1 protein-coding gene (only partly in view) is annotated in these 25313 nt (G+C 64.0%); it reads right to left on the minus strand.

The whole window is internal to an MFS transporter gene (locus tag ACIBG0_RS00315; protein ID WP_397027849.1) on the minus strand: the coding sequence, 49239 nt in all, runs 21122 nt past the left edge and 2804 nt past the right edge, and what appears here is coding positions 2805–28117 — codons 935 (partial) to 9373 (partial); the first complete codon in reading order (the gene reads right to left) occupies nt 25310–25312. Both the start codon and the stop codon lie outside the window.

A 25313-nucleotide genomic window follows, 5' to 3' on the forward strand; every position in this document is an offset into this window, starting at 1 on the left:
GGTCACCCGTTCGGCCCGTTTCCGACGGTGCCGCAACCATATTCGTGCGGCCGTCGATCCTGAGGTCGGTGACGATCGCGCACTCCGCGCAGTTGTTCTCACCGCGCAACGGGTTGACGTCGCGGATCAATTCGAGCACCGGAACGGCGGCGTGGTTCGAAGTCTGCTGCGGCAGGCCGCGACTGGCTGGGGCATTGGCGATGTCGGCAAATCCGAAGTTGCGCAACAGGTATCGTGCGAAATGGACTGCGATTGCGACGAGAGATGGCGTGGTTTCGGCCCACCACAGCTCGTTTCCCCGTAGGTGATCGATGCCGACCCGCACATCGCCCGGCATATGCTCGACGAGCACGGTTCGGTAGCTGAATGGACTCGAACCGGCGCATCGCGCGGCCACGGTGTCGGGGGCGGCGCGGCCGAAGATATCGAGCAGATCACCACCAGGTGTTCGGACCGCTGTGTGGATGGGTTGCCATACGCCACCGACCAGACTATCGATCGCCACGATCTCCCAGCCGGTCATGCCGTGCAGGGCAGCGGACAGAAAATGGCAATATTGCGCCCCCAGGAACTCCTGGACCTGCCAGTCGAGTGTGTTCGCGGTGATTGCGAGCGCCTCGTAGCCGTTGTGAGTGGGCTTCGGCAGGGAGAGCGCCACGGTTCCGGTGAAGTCGAGATGGAATGGATTTCGACGCCAGGGCGCATCCGGCCGGTCGAGTGCGGATTGGTTTTCTGCGGTGACTTCGGTGGTTGTACCCGTAGTTACGGGTGGCTCGCCGACGGGTTGGTGCGCACGCTCGGATGATTGGTGTTTCTCGGGCAGGTTATGGAAAAAGACGCCGCCGAGTTGGAAGGGGGTCAGGGTTTGTTGGTTTCCGGGCGCGCGTCGGCCGCTGACGGCTATATCGAATTGCGCGGTGGCGGCTCGATGTTCGGCCAGGACGTTGTCGGCAATGGCGAACAGTCGCTGTGCGACGGCGTCGGTTTCGGTGAGTAGTTGTTCTCGGGCGGCGCGGGCGTCGACTTTAGCGGCGAGGTCGCGCGCTATGTGTGCGTTGCCGACCTGGGCCATCAGTCGGTGGTAGACCTGGCTGTTTTCCGCAGGCGCCGCGCCGGGGGGTGCCGCTGCTTGCTGTTGCGGGCTCGGTGCGTCGCCGTGGTCCGGTGCCGTGTCGCCAGGCACGGCGGTCGCATCCGCTGGGTGGCGTTCTTCGGCTGCGATCCGAGCGTCATCGTCGCTCTGGTTTCCACCTGCCTGCGGCACCGTCGCCACGGCGAGCACGATGCCGTCGCGTATCCGCCATTTTCCTTCGATGATCGAGACCGGTGGACCAAAAAAGGTCAGGTCGTCGACTGGTAGGTGGGCATGGAATATTCCGGTGGTCAGATCGATCGTGACGTGGACGTCGCGGTCGGCTGGTGCCTCCGGGGCCAGCACCTCCACGGCCTGAGCGGTCGCGTCCTTGATAACGCGGAACAATCGTTCCAAATGGACCCCGTCGCGGCTCAGGTCCTGGCCGCCGACCTCCTGCAGCCAAGTCCATTCCTCGTCATTTAGGAAAACGCCGGGCTGCCCTGAGTGGGGCAGTGGCTCGTGCTCGCCTACGCCGATGCCGATCGCGCGGAAGTCCCGAGCATGGGCGACCGCCGCCGCCGCGAAGTTGGGCGGACACAACAGGGCAGGCATGGTGACGGCGCCGACCACCTCATCGGGCCATGGCATCGGCAGCGGGTATGCGGGACGGGAACTCGCACTGAAACCGGGCGCGGCGATCTCGGAGAACCCGAGGCGGTGCAACGCCATTCGACCGCACATGAAACCCGGGTCCGCGCCACCCAACTTCTCGACATGCCGCTCCCCGAGGAGTTCGTTCGCAACCACCTTCGGAGGCAGAAGCGTGTGAATCATCGATTCCCAGAACTCGAGCCACGTGGACTTGCGGTCTTCGAGTTGCACGACACCGACGTTGTCCGCCTTCATAGCCGTGAACTCTTGCACCGCAGGCGATTCAGGGTTGTCGTCGATCACTTCGATGATGAGTCCGCGCTCGCCGTGCCGATGCCGGTTGCCGGGGATCCGAGCAACGACTCGAACCTCGCCGGTGCTCTCGGCTCGTGCTCGTCCGGCCAATTTCGTGACAGCGGCGTGCACGGTTTGGATCTGCTCGCCGCTGCGCCAGTCCTTCAGGCCCAACCACTCGGCCACCCCATCGGCCGCTACCGCTGCGGCGTGCTCTACCTCGGCGTCTGTCATCTGGGTGCCTGCCACACCGGGCGCGCCCACGGTCACCTCGAACGGGAGCACACCGACACGGCGTCCCGGGTGTACCGCCATGTCATGCTCGCCCGGGCCAGGTTCGAAAAGCTGGTCCGGCCAGGACGTGTCGTCCGGACCGACCCGCAGATGCCAGAATCCGCCCTCCTCTGGGTCAGGCACGATCAATCTCAGCCCGACTCGGCTCACCAGCGTCGTCGGGTCGAATTGCAACAGTTGCACGGTGAACGGGACGTCCAGGTCGCGTGCCCTGGCCTGGGTCAGACCGTCCCAGAGACGAATGGCGTACTCCAACTGTCGAGCCTGCGCATCGGCCAGTTCCTCGGTCGGTACCGAACGCATTTCCTGCACAAGCAGTTTCAAAGACCGCTCACATGCCTCGTTCGATACGTTCGTTGGAAAGTAATCGTGCGCGCTCACTTCACGCGGGTACACCTTGATCAACGCCGCACGCTCGTCATCACTCAAACGTCCGTGCCACCAGCGCTGGATTTCGAGCACCACACTGCGACGGCGGGCATTATCGGGTCGCGTCATCCATGCAGCCGTCGCATCCGGCGCCGCCTTGCGCAGTGCTTGCTCCGCCAGGTCGCGGTCGGTCTGCGAGGCCGGTTCCACATCGAAAGGATCGCCCGATGCGGAACCGGTCGGCTGATCCGATGTCGAGTGTGCCCCATCGGCAGCGGATGTCGCGCCCGCAGGCACATCGATGCTGTCAGCGTCGTAGTCCGGCTTGAGTTCTGGTTCGACAGTTGGTCGGGGTGTGGGATCGTCCGATGCGGCGTCTGCAGGTGCCGCGGTCGCGAAAGGCGTGGTTGGTTCGGCTGTTGGTTCCTCGACATTATCGACCGTCGCGCCGAGTCGTGTTCTGAGCCGCTCCCGCATGGCCTCGGCGATGGGTTCGGTCGACGCGGGGTCCGTGCCGAGATCGAGATTTTCCAATCGTGCCGTCGCGGTATTTCCTACTTGCCGCACTCGGGCTGTCATGTGCGCGGGCTGCCCACCCACGCGGCTGAAAGCCACCTGTACCAGAAAGCCGTCATCGGTCGTTTCGATATCGGTGGCGTGGACCCAGAAACCGTTGCCGAACCCGGTGAATACCTGACAGGCATTGCGGCCACCGGCACGGGACAGCTCGATAGCGGACGTGGTGGCAGGCTCGTCGCTCCACAGATCTCCCTGACTGCCGTTCTCGAAAACGACTTCCGTGAGATCGATTCCGCGCCCATTCAACGCAGTCCACATGTGTGCGGCGGGCCTCGGATCAGCGTTGCAACTCCGGAATCCCTCGGACCACACGCCGACCTTCTGCAGCCGTCCCCTGGTCATCCAAAAAACCGTTGCCGCCGCGGTGCCACTGCCCTTTGCGAGAAGTCTGGCGTGCAGATCCATGTGGACGCCCTCCTCGGAGAGCAGTAACTCATCCCTCGTTCCGAGATTAACGGAGTCGCCGAACGCGGTCTTCGTGGTGTGCGGGCCATCTGGTCCGACGAACAACCCTTCGGGATCAACTCCGAGCTCGAAGACACCGGTTTTTCCGTGGTAGTCGGCGAGTGGATCATCCGGGTTGATCGCCTCGTACTTCGTGGTGGGTACGGGCGGCGCGGTTGCCGGGTTGTCAGTGTGGGATTCGGGGGTTTCCGCGCTGCTGGCGGCCGCTTCAAGGTGGTCCCCTGGGGCGAAACCGTGCGGTTTCTGGTGCGCCGCATCGGCTATGGGCTGGGGTTTACCCTTACCGCTCCATGGGGGCGACCCGCTCGACTTGCCCTCGGGCTCCTGCGCGGGCGCGGCTGGATCGCTTCCGGAATTTTGTTGGCTCGCAGTGGCTCTCGTCTCATCATCGGTTCCGTTGTCGAGTGCCCGTTCGGCGGCGTTTTCGGGAGATAACCCGGTGGTTTTGTGTTGGTCCGCTGGGTCCTGCTGGTTGCTGGGGGGGCCTTCGATTTTGTGTGGGTGTGGACGCCGAACGTGTCGATATCTGGGGATCGGCCGGTGGTTGCGAGGGACAGGGACGGGGGTGCCATTGTTGCTGCAGTATTCGAAGACTGTCTCGATGTTGTGGTATTTGGGTTCCCATCTGTCTTCGCCGTTTTCGTCGCCGTCCATGTTGCGTATATGGGGGATGTAGTCGTCATCGTCGTTGTCGGAGTCGTCGACGAGGGTGTCGAAGACAAAAACCTGGCCTGCGATACCGAAATAGCCGATGAGGTGTGCGTTCTCGCCGTCGTCGACGACGAGAACGATCTCGTCTATGCCAGTTTCTTCGGAGCGACGGACAGTGTCGGCCATGGCGGTGAAGTAGGGGTCGCCGTCGTATTCGACTGGTCGGAGTTGGGAGCCGAGGGTGGCTTCGACGGGTTTCCAATTCTTGCTGGAATCCCATTGGGTGTCGGTGTCGTCGGGTTCGGGTGAGCCGTCGTTGACGAGTGCTACTGCCCGGTGCATGCGGGCGAGTTGGATGGCGCAATTCTTGATGACTGCGGGGGTGAGGGTATGGGTGTCCGGCTCCGCATGTTCGCTCGAACCATCACCGGGTGTTCCGGGCTCATTCTCCCGGTTGGACCTATTCAGCGTGATGAACGCGAGTGCGGTGGAGGCCACCGCAGCAGCGGAGAAGATGCCCGTGTTCATCCAGCCGGTCGCAGCTCCGCCGACCGTCGACAACACATGGCCGGCGACTGCGCCACCGAGAATTCCGCCTGCGACATTGACGATGGCAGCTGCGGACTGAGATCCACCGATGGCTTCGGGGGGCACTACGTCTGTCTGATACTTGAAGAATTTCGAATTGTTCAGCAACACCGTCGCGCCGACGGCGACCGAGGTCGGCCAGATGATCCACGGATTGGTTGTGGTCGCGTATTCGGCCATGAGGGTTGCCCACGTCGCCATCGTGACCGGGTGCATCCATTTCAGGTTAATGCGGTCGATGAACCGCTTTTGGGTCAACGCTGAGAGCAGGACACCTGTGCTGCCGCCTGCCATGATCAGTCCGGTCGTGGCCCCCGAATACCCTGCGGTATTGATCAGCTCCACCATATGCACCCCAGAGGCCGCGGTCCCGAAGCCCCACGGGAATAGCAGCGCGGTATTGCCACGCAGGTAGGGGTCGCGCCAGATGGCGCGGGCGCCTTCGAGGAGAGGAGGCGCGGATTGCTCCGATGTCAGCGGGGGGAGCTTGTTCACCATTCGCAAATTCACGGCATAGGACGCTGCATCAGCGAAGAACGGGAGCGCCGAGGAGATTCGTCCGAGCATGGGCACGACGAATCTGCCCACCATGCCGGAAGCCTGGCGCTCCACCAATGTCAGCGTTATCGCGGCTTTCTTCTGTTCGTCGGTTTCGGCCAACTTTTGGCCGTAGACCATCGTGCTGGCTCCGGCGACGGTATCGGTCACGGCGACGACGACAGCCGATCCGATCACAGCTTCCAGCGCGCCAGGCAGACCGGCGAGCATCCAACCACCGGTGATTCCCGTTGCGGCGAGTCCAGCGGCCGAGACGATTTGTATCGTGCGGCGGTTGTCATATCGGTCGGCGATCGACCCAGCTGGAAATTGCGCGAGCAGCGCGGCGAGTTGGGTCGCGGACGTCGTGAAGCCGGTCAACTGTGCGGAATCGCTCATTTGGTTGACCAGCAGCGGGACGTAGGCGCCCAGGCCGACGCCACCGATGGTGGAGATGGTGGAACCGGTGTACAGCCGGGCGAGTGCGGTGTTCTTCGGCCGGGCTTTACCGCGGATCCATTGCAGGAAGCTGGTTTTCGATGAAATTTCGGGCCCTGCGGTGGCCGAGCCCGTGTTACTTCGGGTATCAGGTGGTGCTGGGTTTTCCGGGTTTTCGGGAGTGGGCGGTTGGTTGTCGGGGAGGTTGTGGAAGAGGACGAAGGGGTCTGGGTCTTGGCGGGTGCGGCGATTGCTCACCGCGTCGTCGAGCCGTGCCATGGCAGCACGATGTTGCGCCACGACGTCGTCGATGATCGCGAGTAGTCGTTGGTTGGTGGCCTCGGTTCCGACCGCAGGTTGTTCAGCGGCGGCGCGAGCGTGGACCCTGGTGGCGAGGTTCCGTGCTATCAGTGGGTTGCCGACCTGGGCCATCAGCAGGTCGTAGGCCAAGCGGTTTTCCGCGGGGGCTGCGGGCTGGTCGGAAACTTCGGCGGGATCGCCGGAATCTGTTGCGGTGTGCGTTGATTCGGTTTCGGAATGCCTCGGCGCCGCAGACATGGTTGCGGCAGAAATGGTTTCAGCTGCGCTCAGTTCGACCGCGGTCGCGGCGGGGTCGCGAGGGGCGATGATCCCGCGCCGCAGCGCCGCCATCATTAACTGCTCGCGCCCGCTGGCCCCGAGCTTGCGAGCGGTATGCCCCAGGTGGTCCGTGAGGGTGCTCTGCGATATCTTTTGCCGCTTCGCGATCGCGGCGTAGGACAGCCCGTCCGCCATGAGCTCGAGCCGCTCGATCTCCTGGGGGGCTAGCGAGATATCACCGCTCCACCGGTGCGCGGGACGGGCGATGATCCCGCGATGCATCGCCGCCATCACCGTCGGGATCTGGCCGCGGGTGCCGAGCTTTTTGGCGGCGTCTCCCAGGTACTTCTTTGCCGTGCGCTCGGACACCTGGAAATGCGATGCGATCTGGAAGATTGTCACGCCCGCCAACACCAGCTCGAGTGTTTCGACCTCGTGACCCAACAGTCCGCCACGTCCGACAGGAGCTGTCGCCGGACTGGACGGTGCCGGACCCGGCGCCGTCGTCGCTGCTGGCCCCAGCAGCGCGGCCATCCGACGGGTGGCGGCGTCCACCCGGGCCTGGTCCAGGGAACGCGGATCGGTGGTGGGATGCGCTGCGTCCGCCAGCGTCGCATCCGTGCTGGGACGCGGTTCTCGCGCGGCATCGCTGGACGCATCGGTTTCGGTTGTGGTCGAACTGCTTTCGCTCACCCCCTGGCTGGAAGGCTCGTCGATTGGGGGCGGCAGCCTACTGATGATTCCTTCTTGGGTGGCCGCGGCGACCGTCTCATCCCGACCACTGGTCCCGAGTTCGCGCTGGATTCGTACGAGGCGGTACTTCACCACATGCTCGGTCACTGCAGTGACCTCCGAGATCTCTTTTGTGGTTGCTCCTTGCGCGAGCAGATCGATGATCTCGATGTCGAGCTCGGAAAACCCCCTGCGGTACGACGGAGTATCGGACGGTTCCGGAGCTATGGTCTGCTCGTCTTCGGGTGCCGAGAACTCGGTCGGTCGAGTCGTGGAGGCGATAGCCGTGGTACTCGGCTGTTCTCCCTCGGAATTCGTTGTGGCTGGTTCAACGCCGAGATCCGCCCGGGACGCTGCGACGGGGGTATCGGACCTTTCCCGCATGGCTGTCGGCTCGTGCGCGGCCGCAGCTCCTCGTGACACGGCTCGGTCGCGGCTGGATGTTTGGTTTGCGGCGGGGCGGCGTTTGCTGGCCGCGCGACGGCGTGGCGGAAGGCTCGGCATCGGCTCGTCGGGGATCCGCGCGGTCACGCCATGTTCGTCGGCAATCGCGAGGACCAACTCGCGGGCCGCGTTCCACAGTGCACGGGGCTCGGTCATGGGATCCCGTGGGGTCGACCGTGCCACGGAGCCGGTGCGTCTCGGGTCGAATCGGCCGAGTACCTGCCGACGGCTGAGCGGCAATTCGAGCAGGTGTCGGCGGACTTGCGAAGTGTTCGTCTGTGCCAGAGCGGCGAGCAGCGGATCGGACGCCCGCAGCCGCGTACCCCGGATGACGAAATCGCAAATCCTATGCCAGATTTCGGCGATTTCACGGTGCTGGGCCATGAGGTTGTCGGCGTTGAGGTCGACCCACTGTGTGAGGCTCCTGTTGTCGATCTGGCCGAGATGCGTGATCGCACCCGCGCAAGCTTGGTCGTAGACCTCCTGAGATACGGTGAGGTCGCGCATATTCGCTTGGATGCGCTGGAATACGTTGTCCCGAAAGTGCTCTCGAAGCAGCTCGACTGCCTGTTCCGGATTGCCCTGTGCGACATACGCGTCGATCAATCGCCGAAGCGGCTCGGTAGGTGCGGATCGGTCTGCTCTGGTGCCTGTGCTAGCCGGAGTCGATGCGGGTGGCTCGACCTTCCGTGCAGACCACGGACTGGCGGGCTTACGGTCATTAGATCCCTCGGGTGTGGTCGCCGCGGCGGAGGCCCGATGTGATTGGTTTCCAACCACTGTGCCGTGCTGTGCGGGGTTGTTCGCCGGAGCCGATGCGGGCTTGCTCTTACCGGACCAAGGCGTCTTGTAACTGCTCCATGGCGTCGCCGGGACCGACTCCTCTGCTTCCGATCCGCGGAATCGTTCTCGGCCCCTTGGGGATTGCGATGTGCCCTCGTTGGCCTCAGGCGCGACGGAGCGGCTCGTGCCAGCCGATTCGGTGGAATTACTTGTGCCCGTGGTGTTTTGGCTATTGCCCGCAGGGGTGGACCGCGGTGAGCCGGTTTCCGCTGGTTCGTCCGGCTCGTCCGGGGTGGGTGACTGGCCAGGGAGGGTCCCGACGCCCGTGCCTCCGCCTGCGACTTGCTCAATGGGCGGGGTACTACTGCCGTCCGCCCAGCAGGCGCCCGACTCGACGAGCCAAGTCGTCAAGTTCTCGTGGAGCACCTGGACTACCTCAGTACCGCGTGCGCGGTCTGGACCTACATCGACAGTGTCGTAGTGGGCGCTACCGGCGTCATCATGTTCTTCCAGGGTGATACCGACGGATACGGAAGCGCCGCGAACAACTTCGGCTGTCAACTCGAGCGATACTGCATCGCCGCTCGACTCCGAGCTCGTACAGTTCACCCAGAAGACAACATTCTTTCCGTCCAGCTGCGGGACGACTCCATAGCCGTTGAGCAGTTTGTGGGCTCCACGGCCGCGGTCGCGATAAACCTGTGCGACCGGCATCTGGGACCCTTGGCCGAGCCACAGCAGGCCCCGGCGCTCCTCGCCGAGAACGTCGAACGTGCACGTGCTGAGATTGGCTCCACTCTGGATTAGCGCGTCCAAAATCTGTGCGGGAACCATCGGGTCCGCGTTCGAGTCGCCGAAGTTCGGATCGAACACCGTGACCTCGGTCAGCAGTCCGTCGCTCCTCCAAGTTCCGAAGCCGCTCAGGTCATCGAGCGAACCGCCGTGCTCGACATATGCGGCGAGCAGTTCATCGTGAAAGGCGTCAGCGGTGACGAACTTTCCGGCGGAGGTGAGCAGGAATGGTTGACCGCCTCGTGCATCCTCGGTGCAGTAGGGCTGGTTATCCGGCCCCACGAGGCCTCCACGTGAGTCCACTGTCGGCCAAGCAAGCTCGATCTCGGTCGCATCCTCGAGAGGGACGGTCGGCGGGGGGACCGTTTTGTATGGAGACGTTTCGCTGGGATGTTCTGTGGACCCGTCGGATTCGGGAGTCCTCGCGCCCGATTGGCGCCCGCGGCGTCCGTGGGGACCTGTCGGGGCGTGATGGCGCCGCATGTGTGGGTCGAATTCGGTGGGGGCGACCCCGCCGATGGATCGCTGCGGCGGCATGCCTGCATGACGGTGTCGAGGGCCTGGACCGGCGCGGCGGCCGTCGGGGGAGGCTGTCGGCGTGGTTGTGGCGTCGTCGTTCACCACCGTAGTGCCGTGGGTGGTTGTCACGACATAGCCTTCGTCGGCGAGTGGCTTATACGCCGCCGTCAGAGCCGAATGCGACAGGCCGAGATAGTCGCTCAGTGCTATGGCTGAGGGCAGTCGCGTGCCCTTCGGTATCCCGCCGGACCGAATCGCCCGGCGCAGTAACGCTTCCACGCTGTTGCGCCAGCCGATGCGTCGTGCCGCCTGTGCCAGGTCTTCGGTCGGCGATTCCACAGCGAGCTTGTCCAGCAGCTGCTGTGGGGTCAGCGGTACAGCGGGGTCCGGTGCCGGTTTCGGCCATTGGCTGCGGTCGGCCACTGTAGTGCCGTGCCTGCGGCTGCTCACGCAATAGCCGTCGATGACTAGTCCCTGGTATGCCGCTTCCACAGTCGACGACGACAAATCGAGTTGTGTGGCGACCACATAGGCGGCTGGCAGCCGCGTGTGTGGTCGTATTCGGCCTGACCGGATCGCCTGGGTTAACGCCAATTTCACGGTGTCGCGCCAACCGATGCCTTGCGCGATCTGCCTCAGCTCTTCGGCCGACGAGTCCGCTGGGAATAACTCCAGCAGCAAGTCGGCGCGGTCCGTCGACTGCTCTTCGACGGGCTCGGTTGGCTGCGGCGGCGAAGCTTCGGAGGGCTGGCGCGGACTGGTCCGAGTATTTTCGAGCAGAAGCAAGGTGGTGGCATCAGCAGTCGCGAGTACTCGACCGATATCCATCGTGTAATCGGCATCGTCGGCGATGACGAGTGTCTGCTTGGTGATGTCGTGAGCCAGCTGCTGCTGTTGGTCCGGATCGAGCTCGACAATGCCGCGTTCGACTGCTCGCGCCACCGCCGCCAGGGCATGCTCGAAGATCTGCTCCTCGGGCCATTGATCGTGGCTCGCCACCGTAGTGCCGTGGGTGCTGGTCACGACGTAGCCTTCGGCGGCCAGTTCGGTATACACCGGAGGCAGAGCCGATTGCGGCAGACCGAGTTCGCTGGCGACTGTCTTGGCCGGGGGCAGGCGCGTCTGCTCGGCAACTCGGCCTGACCGGATTGCCTGGCGCAACTGCAGTTTGAATGCATTGCGCCCGTTGCGCCGCCCGGTCTGGGGCGGTGATTCTGCGGCGAGTTTGTCCAGCAGCTGCCGTGCGGTCAGGGGGTCCGGTGCCGGGTTGGTCGGCCATTGGTTTTCATGGGTCACCGTGGTGCCGAGCTTGCCGCTGCTCACCAGATAGCCGTCGTCGGCCAGTTCCTGGTAGGCCGCTCCGACGCTCGACGGCGGCATACCGAGAAGGTCGGCGACTGCTTTGGCCGCGCGCAGGCGCGTACCCTCTGGAATTCGGCGTGACCGAATCGCCTGGCACAACGCCAGTTTTACGGTGTCGCGCCAGCCGATGCCCTGCGCGATCTCCCTAAGATCTTCGGCCGGCGAGTCCGCCGGAAATACTTCCAGAAGTAACTCCGCCCGGTCCGTCGTCGACGTCTCTTCGACGGGCTCGCTTGGTTGCGGCGGCGGATCTTCGGAGGGCTCGGTGGTCTGGGGTCGCGGACTTAGCCGGGTGTATTCGATTAGGAACCGGGTATCGGCATCGGCAACCGCCAGTACTTGCCCGATATCCATTGTGGTGCCGGCTTCGTCAGCGATGAGCAGCGTCTGCTCGGTGATGTCATGAGCCAGCTGCCGCTGTTGGTCCGGATCGAGCTCGACAATGCCGCGTTCGACTGCTTGCGCCACTGCCGCCAGTGCGTGCTCGAATACCTGGTCCGCAAAGTGGCCGTGCAGCGAAACCGAGTGGGGCTGTGTTTCGTTCGTATCCTCGTCAGCTTGGTCTTCGATGCCTGCTGCGGTATCCGGCGCTGCGGAAGGGCCTGGAGTAGTGCCGTCGCGTGCGAGCATTCGGAGAATGTCTGTTTCGCGGTTGGATAAGGTCACTGTGCGTGATTGTCCCGCTGGGCTTTCCGGTTCTGGTGTGGTCTCGGCTTCGGCTGTGGAATGCGGGTACGGCGCTGCCGATTCCTGGGGCTGAAGGGTTTCTGGCACGAGCCCGGCGGCTTGCGCCGCCAGCAATGGCAGTTCCTCGCGTTTGGCCGGGCCGAACTTGCGATTGACGTTGTTCAGGTGCTGTTCGACGGTTCGAGGGGATATGCCGAGTTCCGCCGCGATTTCGGTGTTCGTGCGGCCTTGCGCGACCAATGTGAGCACGTCGAACTCGCGAGCGGTTGGCGTGCGCGGGTTCGGGGCAGCGTTGTCGTCGACCGCGCGGACCGTGCTCGGCGCTTCGTCGGCTCCACCTTGCTCCGGATCCGGTTGGTTCGCAGGGGTTCTCGATTCGGCATCGGCCGTGTTCGCGATTGCATGGTCGCTCGGCGCCTTGCCGGACGTCGACTGTGCGGACGCATGGGGATCGGCTGGGTCCTGCGGAGCGTCGGGGCGACCTTGGAGCTTGGGTGGATGTTTGATGTGCAGGTATCGGGGCAACTGCCGGTGGGCGGGTGCGGTGGTGCCCTCACGGTGGGTGAAGGCGGCATAGAAGCTGTTTTCGAAGGTGTCGTAGGAGGGTTGCCATTTGTTGTCGCCATTCTCGTCTCCGTCGACATTGCGTACGTGGAGGGTTTCGTTGTCGGCGTCGTCGACGAGGGTGTCGAAAACAAGGATTTCGCCCTCGACGTCGAGGACGTAGTGGATATGTTTGTCGACCGTGACGGCGACCCTATCGATGTCCTTGCTGTCGCGGATGATTTCGACGGCCTTGGCAATGGGGTCGGTGCCTTTGGTCTTCATCGGGCGTAGTTGGGCGCCGAGGGTTTTTTCGATCATCCGCCAGTTGTCTTCGGCGTCCCATCGGGGGTCTTTGTCGTTGGGGTCCGGCGCGGTGTCCTCGCCGAGTGCTCGGTGTACGCGGCTGATTTGGATGGCACAGTTCCGGATGACGGCGGGGTCCGGGGTGTCCGGCGTTGCGTGCTCGGTCGGCCCTGTTCCAGCTGGTTTCTGGGTGTGCGCTTGGGCCGCTGCCGCTGCCAGAGACTTGTGTGACAGCCCTCCGAACAAGCCACGGCCTCGCGTGACAATACGGACGAAGACGCGGCCCTTTCGGACAAGAAGAAGAACGGGGTAACCGGCGGCGGTGACTGCGGTAATGGTCGCTGCCAGCGTGGCGAGAGCATCGCCACTGTGTATGGTCGCCGCGGCGCCGCCGCCCACAAGCGCGCTGCTCACAAACAGGCCGAGAGCGGGGCCAGAACCCAGGAACGCGCCTTTCACGCCTCCCAGTCGGCCTCGGATTTCCGTGGGGAAGGCGCCTTGTTCGTATGTGTTAGCCCGGCTGTTCATAGCCGTCATCACCATCGAGTCCACGAATGACGCGGCTGCTATTACAGCAGCGTTGGTGGTCGCTGCCTGGAGCGCGAAGAACGCGGCCATATTGGTGAGTGCTACTGGGTAAAAGGTACTGGCCTCGACCTTGCGGGTTACCTTCCGCAGAATGCCGCTCATCATCCCACCAAACGCAGGTGCGGCAACTACCGCGCCGACGGCCCAGCCCGGCAGGTCGGAGGCCTCCAGCACTGTGGTGGTGCGGAAGCCCATCATTGCCCAAGCGGCGTTGTTGATCGTGGCGATCCCGGTAAATTCACGGAGAAATTTGTCCTGCCACAGTGCCCGTGCGCCTTCAACGAGGTCACGGAGGAGGCTGCGCGGTTTGTCGAAGGTCTGGGTGGGAAAGGGCAATTTCCACAGGTTTGGGAGATTGGTCAAGTAGGAGAGGGTATCGAGGCCGAATGGCGCCGCGGGCGCGATGCCGACCAAGGCGGGGCCTAGTGCTTGACCGGTGATATCTGCCATGGACCCGGTGGTACTTCTGAAGTCGTTTCCTAATGGCCTCTGGCGCTCGGTGAGGATGTCCCCGATAGCTGCGAGATATGCGCGGAAATAGTAGGTCGCCGCAATACCTTCGACCACACTTGCCGTAGTCAGTCCCAGTCCGAGATGGGGCGCGTGGGAGAGGATCAAGCCGGTGGCTGTTGCTGCGGCTGCGGCACCGATCGCTTGCGCGTAGACCATCACCTTTTTCCGCTCATGGCGGTCGACGACGCGGCCTGCGTGCAGGTCGAGAAGCCTCGTGCCCCATGCTAGGGCACCCGCCGTGGCGGCGAACTTCGGCGATTGCCCTTCATGCAGCAGCGCGTATGGCAGGGCACTCGTTGCGGCCACGCTGCCGATCCTGTTACCGAACTGTCCGCCTGGAAGATAAATCCTGCCCAGCATAAAATGCGCGAATGGCTTGTTGACGACGAGCAGTTCTCGTGTAGACGACGGCTCGTCGGCACCCGGATCGGTAGGTTGTTGTTGCGCGGCGGGCTGTTTTTCGGCGGAGGCAGGGGCGGAAGCGCCCGTGGTCTTGGGGCGGTTCTTGCCGCGGATCCATTGCAGGAAGGGCGAATTCGACGAAGCGGCAGTTCCGTCGGTGTTGGGGGTGCGATTGCCTTCCGGATTGGATTCCGCTGGTTCGTCCGGTCCTTCGGCGGCGTTGTTGCCGGGTCGGCCATGAATTAGATGCTGTTGTTGTACCTCTGTGGGGCCGTTGATATGTAGTGGGGCGATGGGGTGGAGAAGGCCGGCGGCGTCTTCTGCGAGGTTGAGGACGAACGCGTCTTTGATATCGGTGAAGGACGGCTCCCATCGGTCGCGAGTGCGCACGCGGGGGATCGGTAGGTCGCGGTGTTCTTCGTCGGAGGTGGTGTCGAGGCGAGTGGTGGTGGACGGTTGGGGAACGTCGGTGTCGAAGATCAGGGTTTCGCCATTGCCTACGGAGACAGCGAAGAAGACATGGGCCGCACTGCCGTCGTCGACGACGAGAACCATGGCTTTGATGTTGTTCTTCGGATTTTCCAGGGCGTCGAGAAGGTAAGCGAGGGGATATTTGTTGGTGTTGGAGGTGGTTTTGGGTGGTAATAAAACTTTGGTGAAGCCGCCGGGCAGACTGGCTCGCAGTTCTGGCCAGGTTTCCGCATCTGCGTCAGGCAGGTTCGCGCCGTCGTAGCCGACGGCCCAAGCAGCGTGCGCGGCTTGGGGGAGGCATTTGAGGACGTAATCGGATACGTCAGTGGTGGTGGAGCCGGTTGCGGCTGACACTGGCAGCTCGGTGGTGTCGGTACCTGCCTGCTGGCTCGGCGCACCTGCGGCGGTGTCATCGGGCTGTCCCGAATCCGGTTCGTCCGCATCGGTTCTCGGTTCGCTGTGGGTGGTTTCGGCCGGGTTGCCCAGCAGCACGTCCTCGACATCTTCGGTCGCGCGGTCCGAACCAAGGCCCCCGGCAACCGTGTCCACCACATTCGGTTCAGCCGTGCCCGTTTCAGTCGTGCTCGACCCGGACCCACCCCCATTGCCCCCGCCTCTGGCGCCTCCGCCCGCGGCCAACGGCATTGCGGGCCAAGTGACTGTCCGCGGATCCGGCCGCTGGGTAACTGCTTTCCCGGTGAACGTGCTTTGTTCGGATTGGTCGGAGACAACCGATGGCCCAGCCGGATGGCTCGGTTGGGCCGGCATCGGCTGCATGCCGCGGTACGGCGAATTGAGCGGCAGCCAAGGATGTTTCGGGTCCACACCGTTCGCCATCAACCCGCCGAGGGCCTCTTCACGGTATCTGGCGAAACCGGCGCCCCTTTCCTGGGCGAATCGGAGCGCGTCGAATATGACTGATCGTCCAAGTCCGCCGCGGCTACTCCAGCGGCGCGGTTTGGCGGCGATACCTACGCCGGGCAACACCTTGCAGGACAGGCCATGCACCGAATCAAGGAACGAATCCGGATGCTGCTGTTGGTAGCTCGCCAGCCAGGTGGTGACGGCTTCGATTTGTTCGAACTCGGCTACCCAGATGACAATCCAGTCGTTTCTGGGTGTACTCGGTCCGGCGATCTTTGCCCCGACGGCACCCGGAAATTCCTCCGGCTGGTCCAGTATCTCGTGCACGATGCCGTGCATCACCTCGGGTGAGTCGTCGGGGCGGGGATGGCAATAGACGACCCAACCGATCTTCGGTTGGGTACCGGCTCGCGAGAATCGAATGAAGGAGACACCGTTCGGTACAGCAGCGACGTAATCGGCGTTCTCGGGATGGATCTCCACATGTGGGCCTGACGTCTGCCCAAAGGCGATCTGCTGACCGGGCGGACGGCCATCGAGAATTCCTACAACCCGCCTGAGGTAGGACGGGGGATCCGTCACCGAGCTCGGTTCGGTCGGTGCGACCAGATGACGGAAGTAGACATCGGATTCGGACTCGATGGAATCCTGATCGTCCCAGACATCCCGGAGTATGCGCTCGAAATTCTCGCGCGACGTATCTGTCCTCGGCTCTTGCGGGGAAACGAGATTCGGCGCGCGATCGTGCGCGCGTAGCGTGTCGCTGGGGTGTGCTGCGGTGTCGGTCTCGCCGACTTCGACAGTGCTCGGTGCCTGCGAGACATCGGGTGGCGAGGAGCGTGGGGGCGCAGTGCGACCATCGGCCGATGGCGGTTCTGTCGATGCCATCTCGTCGGAGTGTGCGGTGCTGCTGTTGGGCTCCGTATTCCCTGCACCGGAAGTGGGTTTATTGCCTGGTTTCCGAGGGCCAGGATTGACCGGGCCGAAGTTGTTGATTACCCAGGGTGCGTCGCCGCTGCGCCGGTCGATGAATCCGTGGTCGGCGGCGGGATCGACGTCGTTGTAGAAGTGAGTTTCCGGACTGGGGGACTCGCTGACGGTTCGGCCTCCGGACCGTGTGGCGCGAGAGGTTTCGGCGTCGGCCGTTGGTGAACCGGAACTCGTTGTGCTGGAGTTGCCTTCTCTTGTACTCGCGGTGCTCGATGTCCGCGCGAAGGTCGCATCGGTCTGGCTGGTGTGTTGCGGGCCCGCACCGATGTCGCGCGACCCCGTCGTAGACGCGTGGTTGGGCCTGCGAAACGTCACATCGACTTTGAGGTGCTCCCCGACGGGGCCGAACAAGTGATTGACGGTCACCTCGGTGAACCCCAGGTCACTGGCCATCTTGCCGGTGAACGTCCGGCGTGCCGCATCCTCGGGGGAAAGCCACAGATCCTGTCTGTACGCGTTGAAGGTGTCGATATTGTCGGTGAATTCGTCGTCCACCGACCAGGGTTCATGGATCGCGCGGACGTCGGGTCCGATCTCGGCCATCAAGTCTCGGAACATCTGTTGGCCCGAGGGCGTGCCCTCCGCTGCGCGGATCTGGAATCGGAGGACACCCTGCTGATTCACCCATCCGTGGACGCCGTCGTGCTCTCCGGCGCGGTAAGTGTTCGAGTACATGGCGATTGCGACATCAGCGTGGCGAGCCAGGTATTCGGCGGGTGTTTCGGCCGCGGGAACGGGTTCCTGGGGGAAGTAACGGGCGCTCCACACCTCGAGTGCCTGGGCGCGGGCCGGTTGCGGCGCTCCCCGCGAGCTCGACACCTCGGTGGGATACAGCTTCGCCAAGGTCGACCATTCGTTTTCCTGCAACGGTCCGTCGATGGTGCGGGGCCGATCGAAGTCCAGTGCGGTCGCCGCGCGGGTGGGACGGTCGGGGATGCCGTCGGGAAAATGCTCGGGGAACCTGTCCGAGTCGTGTCGGCCGAGCAGTCTGCCCAAAGCCTGTTCCGCCGCGACCCGATCCGCCGCCTCCACCGGCGAATACACCAGTGCACGCGTCTGCTCCGCAGCACTCGCCCCTGGAACGAATTCGTGAATCATGCCGTCGTCGGTATCCGGATCGCGCACCTCGACGACTCTGCGGCCGTCGTAGACGAGCGTCCTGGCGTGGTCCACACCATCGATGCGCTCCAGCACTACCGCGGTCTGTCCGGGAAGTCCATCCCGCCTCAGCTGCTCGGCGATCTGGTCGACCGAGCCGAGGTCGCGCAACTCGGCCCCCGGTGTGTCGAGTGCCGCGTGTGCTTCCCTGGACAGCGCGCTCAGATCCCGCGGCGGCTCGGCTCGACCGCCGCTGTCCTCACCGTTGCTGCTTCCAAAACCATGTGCCCCGCTGCTGCTGGAGCCGCTTCCGCTTGTACGCGCGGTGCTCGAGGTCTGCGTGGAGGTCGCATCGGTCTGGCTGGTGTGTTGCCGGGCCGGTGGGTTGTAGGTGACTCCGGGACCGGCTTCCGGCCACATGTATGTCACTCGACCTTTGGCATCGACATCGAGGACGAAGGTGACGCCGTCGTGTTCGCAGTTCAGCAGCCATTGATGATTCGGTCGGTCGGGGTGCTCGGCGAAGGCGTCGTTTTGAATGGCATGCTCGGCCGCCGCCGCGACGATGGCCATGAACGCTTCCTCGTCTTCGACCCACTCAGCCGGAAACTTGGCGAATCCCGGTGCCTTGCTGTTCGGGCCGCGACTGACCAGCACTTTGCGAACGGTCCGGCGGTTTATCGAAACCCGGGTCGGTGGCGGCTGCGGTGGTGGCGATGGTGCCGCCGGGTTCCGGACGACCCCGGGTCCACTCGCGGGCCAGGCCGTGAGGATTCGGCCGTCCAACGCCACCCGAACGACCACGTGAACACCCTCATGGACTTCCTCGAGCTGCCAGAAGTGCGTGGCTCCGGTCCTTACGTCCAGTGACTCGCGCAGTTCCGGGTTGTTCCAGGCTTCAACGATGGCCCAGGTGACCTCGATGATCTTCTCGTCGTCCCAGTCCGCCGGGAATTCGGTTTTGCCCGGTTTGCCGGTGCCGTGCCGGTGCCCACCGCCGGTCGCATCGCCGTCCAAGATGTGCGTGCGTCGGTCGTCGTCCAGCCGAAGCGACTCCGATGGCGGTCGGCTGACGGTGACATCGGCCGATTGCGGCTGCGTCGTCGCGCCGCCGGGATCTTGGTCCGGGTGTGCTGCGGTGCCATCGGGTTCGGGCGTCCTTGCGCCCGACTGGCGCCGGCGTCCGTGGGGACCTGCGGGGCCATTTGATGGGTGGTGGTGCCGCCTCGAGTCGAAATCGGCAGGACCGATCCCGGTGCTGTGATGCGGCGGGCGTGCGTGGTGCTGTCGAGCGCGTGGGCCGGACGGGCGCCGACGTGCGGGTCCCGGAGCGCCGCCGGTGCCCTCGTCATTCGGACGCTCGGAGGCAAGAGTCCCACTGGCACTCGCGTCATCCGCTTCGCGGTCGTCCGGTTCATCCGAGTCGGGCGGGTCGAATACTGTGCGCAGCACGCCGCCGGCCTGCGCCAGAATCTCGTGTGCGGTGGCAGCGTCGAGCGGCAACTCGACGTCGGCCCCTTCGTTCAACTCGTCGATGGCATCCTCGATCGAAACCGACTGGAGGAAGACGAGTTCGACCAGCTGCGCAGCAAGGTCTGCGGTCGGCAGACTTGACAGGGCTTGTCTGATCCGCTCGGCGAACTCTTGGTCGATAGTGTCGAGGGTGGCGTCGTCGTCGGGAGTGGCATTTCGGTCGGCCACGTCCAGGGTCCGATCCTGGCCGTACGGCGTGTCGTCGAACGATGGGAATTTGACCGCGATGGTCTGGATCGCGAAGGACACTTCAGCCGGTGTCAGCCCGAGGGCCTGGCTGATTTCACCCTTGCTCGGTTTGGCATTCCTGTCTGCCTCTTTCTGCTTATTGACATAGGTGTAAACCCTGATCACTTGAAGTCGTGTCGGTCTATCCAGACGCGGGAACAGTGATTCGAAATAGATGGTCAGCATCACGCCCCGTGCCGAGCGCCAAGCATGGGCGGCGAATGGCGGTCCGCCTGGGATGTGGTTTGTAATCGCACTCCGAATAGCTAGGGCGAAGATTTGCATGAGATCGTCTCGAGAGAGTTCGCTCAACTCGGTCAGTGTGCGCCACTTCCAGGCGGCGGCCTTCGCGATCCACAAATACTGCAGCAAGAGTTTATTCTGGATTGCCAACTCTTCGGATGATCGGGGGGCGGTATCGAAGAGATCCCAGAAATCCGCTTCCTCCGGCCGGCCCTCGGGTGACTCTCCCGGTCGGTAGGCGGGGGTGAGGAATTGCTCCGCGATCGCACGGACATAATCGCGGGGGAGATTGAGGGCCTCGCGCATCGTCCGCAGGAAGTTAAGGGTGACGGTGCCGCCGTTCTCCACATCGAGCACGGTCCTGTTGTTGCGACCCATCCGCGTGGCGAGTTCAGTTTGGGTCAGTCCATGGTGGTGCCGGATTGCCCTGAGCAAGTCCCCGATCGACGACGGGTAGTTGTCGAGATCGGGCAGCGCCATGGCGAAGAAATCTTCGAGTTCAGGTTGGAACCGTTGGACGGCGGATCGCATGGTGTCGAGGGGAATGCCGAGGGCGACCGCGAAGTCCCGCAACACATGTGGGCGCGTCTGGCGGCTGTCGGTTTCCGCGTTCCGCAGGGTCAATATGTCTCGTCCCGCACGGTCTGCGAGTTGCGTCCGGGTCCACCCGCGGCGCTCGCGGTTGGCTTGGAGCCAGTTGCCAATCGATTGGTATTCTGGATCTGTTGGATCGAGGACTGTGAAGCGGTGCTCGGCGTCTCGGAGTGTTTCTTCGGGAATGTTGAGAGCGTTGGCGAAGTCCGTTAGGTAACCAGGAGTGACAGAGGCGCCGTTCTCCATCTTCGATATCCGGGCTCGGTCACGGCCCATGCGGTCGGCGAGTTCCTGTTGGGTCCATCCATGACGCTGTCGGTTGGCTTCGAGCCAGTCGCCGATGGACCGGAATCGAGTCTCTGTTGGGTCGGGTATCGGTAATCCGAAAGCATTTGCGAGGTGAGGTTCGAAGCGAAGAACCGCCGCCCCAATCGTTTCATCGGGGATGCCCAGAGTATCGCCGAAGTCCCACAGATAACGAGCAGTGACGGCGCCATTCTCGGTCTTCGATATTCTGATGCGAGAACGGCCCATACGGTCGGCGAGTTGCTGCTGGGTAAGTTCGCGGTGTTGTCGGACTGCCTTCAGCCAATCGCCCATCGACTCGTATTCCGAGTCGGTGGGGTCAGGGGTTCTGAAATACTGCTCGGCGTACTGAAGCGTTTCATCGGGAACGCCTAGCGCATCGGCCACCGCCTGCAAGTGATAAGCGGTGACGGTGCCGCCGTTTTCTGCGTCCCACACCTTTCGCTCAGTGCGACCCATACGGGTGGCCAGTTCCCGTTGAGTCAAGCCGTAGTGTCGTCGGACTGCTTCGAGCCAGTTGCCGATCGACCGGAATCTGGAGTCTTTCGGGTCCGGAATCGATTCGCTGAAGTAGTCCGTGAGTTGGGGTGCGAAGCGTCGTACCGCGGTTCGCAGCATGTCGTCGGGGATGCTGAGTGCATCGCCGAATGCTCGCAGGTAGTCGGGAGTGACGGTCTCGCCGTTCTCCGAATCGCGGACCGTCCCAACCGCGCGGTCGATACGGTCGGCAAGTACCTGCGGAGTCAGTCCGTAGTGTCGTCGGACTGCTTCGAGCCAGTTGCCGATCGACTGGAATCTGGAGTCTTTGGGGTCCGGAATCGATTCGCTGAAGTAGTCCGTGAGTTGGGGTTCGAAGCGTCGTACCGCGGTTCGCAGGATGTCGCCGGGAATGTTGAGCACATCGCCGAACGTTTGCAGGTAGTCGGGCGTTGCGGTGGTGCTGTCGGTCTCGGTCTTGAAGACAATGTTGTATGTGCCGCCCACGCGTTCTGCGAGTTCCTGCTGCGTCAATTGATGATGCTGACGGACTGCTTTGAGCCAGTCGCCCATCGACCGGTATCTAGGGTCGGTGGGGTCAGGAATAGATTCGCCGAAGTGGTCCGTGAGTTGGGGTTCGAAGCGTTGTACAGCGCTTCGGAGGGTGCTGTCCGGAATCCCGAGGGCGTCGCTAGAATCCCGCAGATACTCAGGCCTGACAGTGACGCGGCCACTCTCGGCGTTACGCACCGTGTCCTTGTTTCGGTGGATGCGATCGGCGAGCTGCTGCTGGGTCAGTTCCTTGTGCTGTCGGACCGCTTTAAGCCAGGCGCCCATTGATTGGTAATTCGGGTCGCTTGGGTCGGGGCTCGAATCGTCAGTGCGTAAGGTAGCTGTGTAATTCCTTGGGGGAGTCGTGTATTCGACCCAGACCGTCTTGCCGTGCCGAGTCACATCGGTGCCGACCGTGGCAGCGTTGTCCATCACGATCCGAGCGCCGCGTCCGTGCTCTCCGTCCGCGCGGTCGCCCAGTTCGTCGGGATCGGCAAACGCGGATTCTAGTGCCGCCACATCATCGAACCCAGCCAGGAATGCATCGATGTCGGCAGTGTCTACGGTGGATGATGGCGCGACCTCGTCGGCGGCATCGACATTGCTTTCGGTTCGCCACTTCGGCAATCCGACTGAGGTGTCCACGATGCTGATCCGGACGCGTGAATCATTCGCCTCGACGGTCAGCTCGGCACCGCCTCGGCTCGCGTACAGTGCCGCGTTGCCGAGCAACTCCGACATGGCCAGGACTGCGGAATCGATTGTCGACTGGGGCAGACTAGTGTTTTGCGACAGGAACTGGCCCACTTGCTTGCGCGCCCCGGCCACGCCCCGTCGAACCTCCCCCTGCTGGAAGGTCCTCCGCAAGGCAGGTTCGGATGGTGCGGGCGCCGAATCGTCCAGTCCGACAGTGAACCACCGTGTGCGCGATCCGTTGGTGTGCAGCCGGAAGCCCCACTGCCCCGATTGGTCCAACAGCTCGGTGACCTGGCCCGATTCGGTCGGCATCACCTCACCCGTGGTCTTATCGGGCTCGTCACGCGTCGGCAGGACCCTGCTCTGATCGACTACCTCGACCCGCACTGCAGCTCGGTCTGGCAGTACCCGAACCACGACCGGACCCTCCGCGGTCCGAACCAGGGCGTCGAGCATCGCCTCGGCGGATGCGATATCTGCATCGGTGGTGAGCAATTCGCGAAGAGTCGCGCGCGCTCGCTCCACGGCTGGTAGCTCCAGGGCAGGCGGTTGTCCGCTGGACTTACCGGACTTCGGGTGCTCCGCCGCAGCGGGTTCCGGGCTCACCGCAGGAGGGTCGGTGGGTGGCGGCGGCGGCGGTGGTTGGGCTTTACCGGGACGCTTCTTGGGCTCCGGCTTGGGCGGTGGTGTCGGAATCGGGGCAGGTGGTTCCGGTGGTGTCTGCGCTGGTTCCTGTGTTGCCTTCGGTTTAGGTTTGGGCTTCTTACGGTTATCGGCCGAGGCCATCGGGACCGGGCGCGCCGCGACCACTGGTTCCGGCAACGGCCCGGCGAGGCTTGTGGCAGGAGCGCCACCGCGGGTGGGCTGGACCGTGGGGTCGGGGATGTACTGGGTGCTGTCGCGGTTGAGTTGCGGGGCGGCGGTGGGATCGGTTGGGGCGCCGGGCGTTTCGAGGTTGGGTGGGGTCGCGTAACGAGCGGGTGGGGTGAGTTCGGTGGGGCGATCGGCGGGTGTAGCGGGCAGGTGTGGTGCGGGGTTGTTGGAGTGTCGGGGCAGGGGTGGTTCGGAGTCGTGTACGCGTGGCTTCTGCCGGTCCTGGTCGTCCTCGGCGGGTGCGCCGGGGATGGCGTGGTCCGGGATCGGGACCTGTGGTCGGTCGGTGAGGGGGACAGCAGGTCGACTTTCCGGCACAACCGGAGTGGATGGGCGTGGGAGGATCGGGATTGCGTTGGGGGGTGGGCCGTTTGGTGTGTCTGGTTGGCCGGGGATTTTGTAGGTGGTGCCCTGGGGTTGGGTGTATTCGTCGGGTGCGTTGTTCGGGTATTCGTCGATCTGTGGTTGTGCGGGGACGTAGCTGGGCATCGGGGGTGTGACGACGGTGCCGATGCGGTCGGGGAATTCTTCTGGGTCGCTGGGGGTTTGGTCGTTGTCGGTGGGCTGACCGCCGGACATCGCGGGTGGCGGTGCGGAGGGTCCCGAGCTGGCATTGGAATTCGATGGTCCATGCCCGCTCGGCGGCATCGCGCCGCCCAGCGCCGTCGGCCCACTGGGCGGCACGGTGCCGGCCGGTGGGATCGCCTCGGCGTCGAGAGTGCTCGGTACCGCGTCGGGAGATGGAGTGGTGTATGGCTGCTGTGGCGAGTTGGCTTGTGCGCCTCGTGGATTGGAGCTCGGGGACTGGCGTGGGCCGATTTGCGGGGTCGTCGACTGGGCGGACTCGTCGACAACTGGCTCGGAGTCGAAGAAGTCGAGATCGACGAGCGTGGCTTGGTAAGGGGCGGACGGTAGCTCGCCAGCTTCATGCGCTGCTAGTGGCTCCGCCGCGAGTTCGGTTCCGTTGTTCGAGCCGCTGAGGTCAGGGGTCGCGGCGGTGTGGGTGTTGGTATCGGCTTGGGTGGGTGTGCTGGTTGTGGGCGCGGATCCCGGAGCGGTGTCGGGTTCGCCTTCAGCGGCGAGGATGGTTCCAGCGAGACCTGGCTGTTGCGTTTCGCGGCGGCTGCTGCGGAATTTGGTGGTGCCCGAGAGGTCGGTTGATGACGGGCTCGCCGACGTCGTGATCGGGTCGGTCGGTGCGGGTGTGTTGTAGGGGCCCTCGGTGAGTTGTCGCAGGGCCGTGTCCCAGGCGCTCCAGCCGTGGTCGGGCGCGGGTGCATTGCTCGGGGAGGGCGGTGCTTGGGTCGAGTTCGAGGGTGATGGGGTGTCGCCGTCGTTGTCGGGTATGCCGAGTTCGTCGAAGAGAGCACGGCTGATCGCGTCGATATCGGCAATGGTCTGCTCGTCGATTTCGGCGATGGTCTGCGCGTGTGGCCGGGGTCTGTATCCGTCGTCGGTGGTGCGCGGGTCGGACGATTCGGATTCCGGTGCGGGCAGGAGTCCGTTGCTCGAGCTGTCGTCGAGTGATCGTTCGAGCTCGGTAATAGTCGCCTCGAGGGGGCGAACCAGTGTGTCCGTGGCTCGGGTAGGGCGGACCGCTGTAGCGAGTCCGCCGCTGATCATCTGCTCGGCGAGGTTGCGGCCGTGCGGCTCGGTTCGGTTGAGCGCGGGCACAGTCATCGCACGAGGGGGGCTGGCGAGGGTGAGTGCCAGGTCGCGTCCCGTTGTGCGTCCCGTTGTGCGTCCCGACTGTTTGGTCGCGGTCGTGCGCACCGGCGATGTGGCCGGCTGGGTGCGGTTGCGGCGCTCGGGAACTGGAATGGGCACCGGCGCAGGTGGTTTGACGGTCGGCTTGGGCGGTTCGGGCGGTGTCTTCGGTATGCGCTTCTTGGGCTTGACGGCCGAGGCTTGGGCCATCATCGGGACCGGGCGTGCCGGAGCCACCGGCTGTGGCAAGGGCCCCGCGGGCGCGGTTGGGGGGACACCGCCGCGGGTGGGTTCGGTGGTGAGAGGTGGGATGTAGTTGGTGCTGTGGCGGTTGAGTTGTGGGGCGCCAGTGGGATCAGTTGGGGCGCCGGGGGTTTCGGAGTTCGGTGTGGTGGCGTAGTGGGCAGGCGGGTTGAGTTCGGTGGGGCGGTCGGCTGGTTGGGCGGGCAGGTGCGGTGCCGGGTCGTTGGAGTGGCGGGGCAGCGGTGGT

It is taken from the genome of Nocardia sp. NPDC050630, from assembly GCF_044457245.1.
In the GTDB taxonomy this organism is placed as follows: Bacteria; Actinomycetota; Actinomycetes; order Mycobacteriales; family Mycobacteriaceae; genus Nocardia.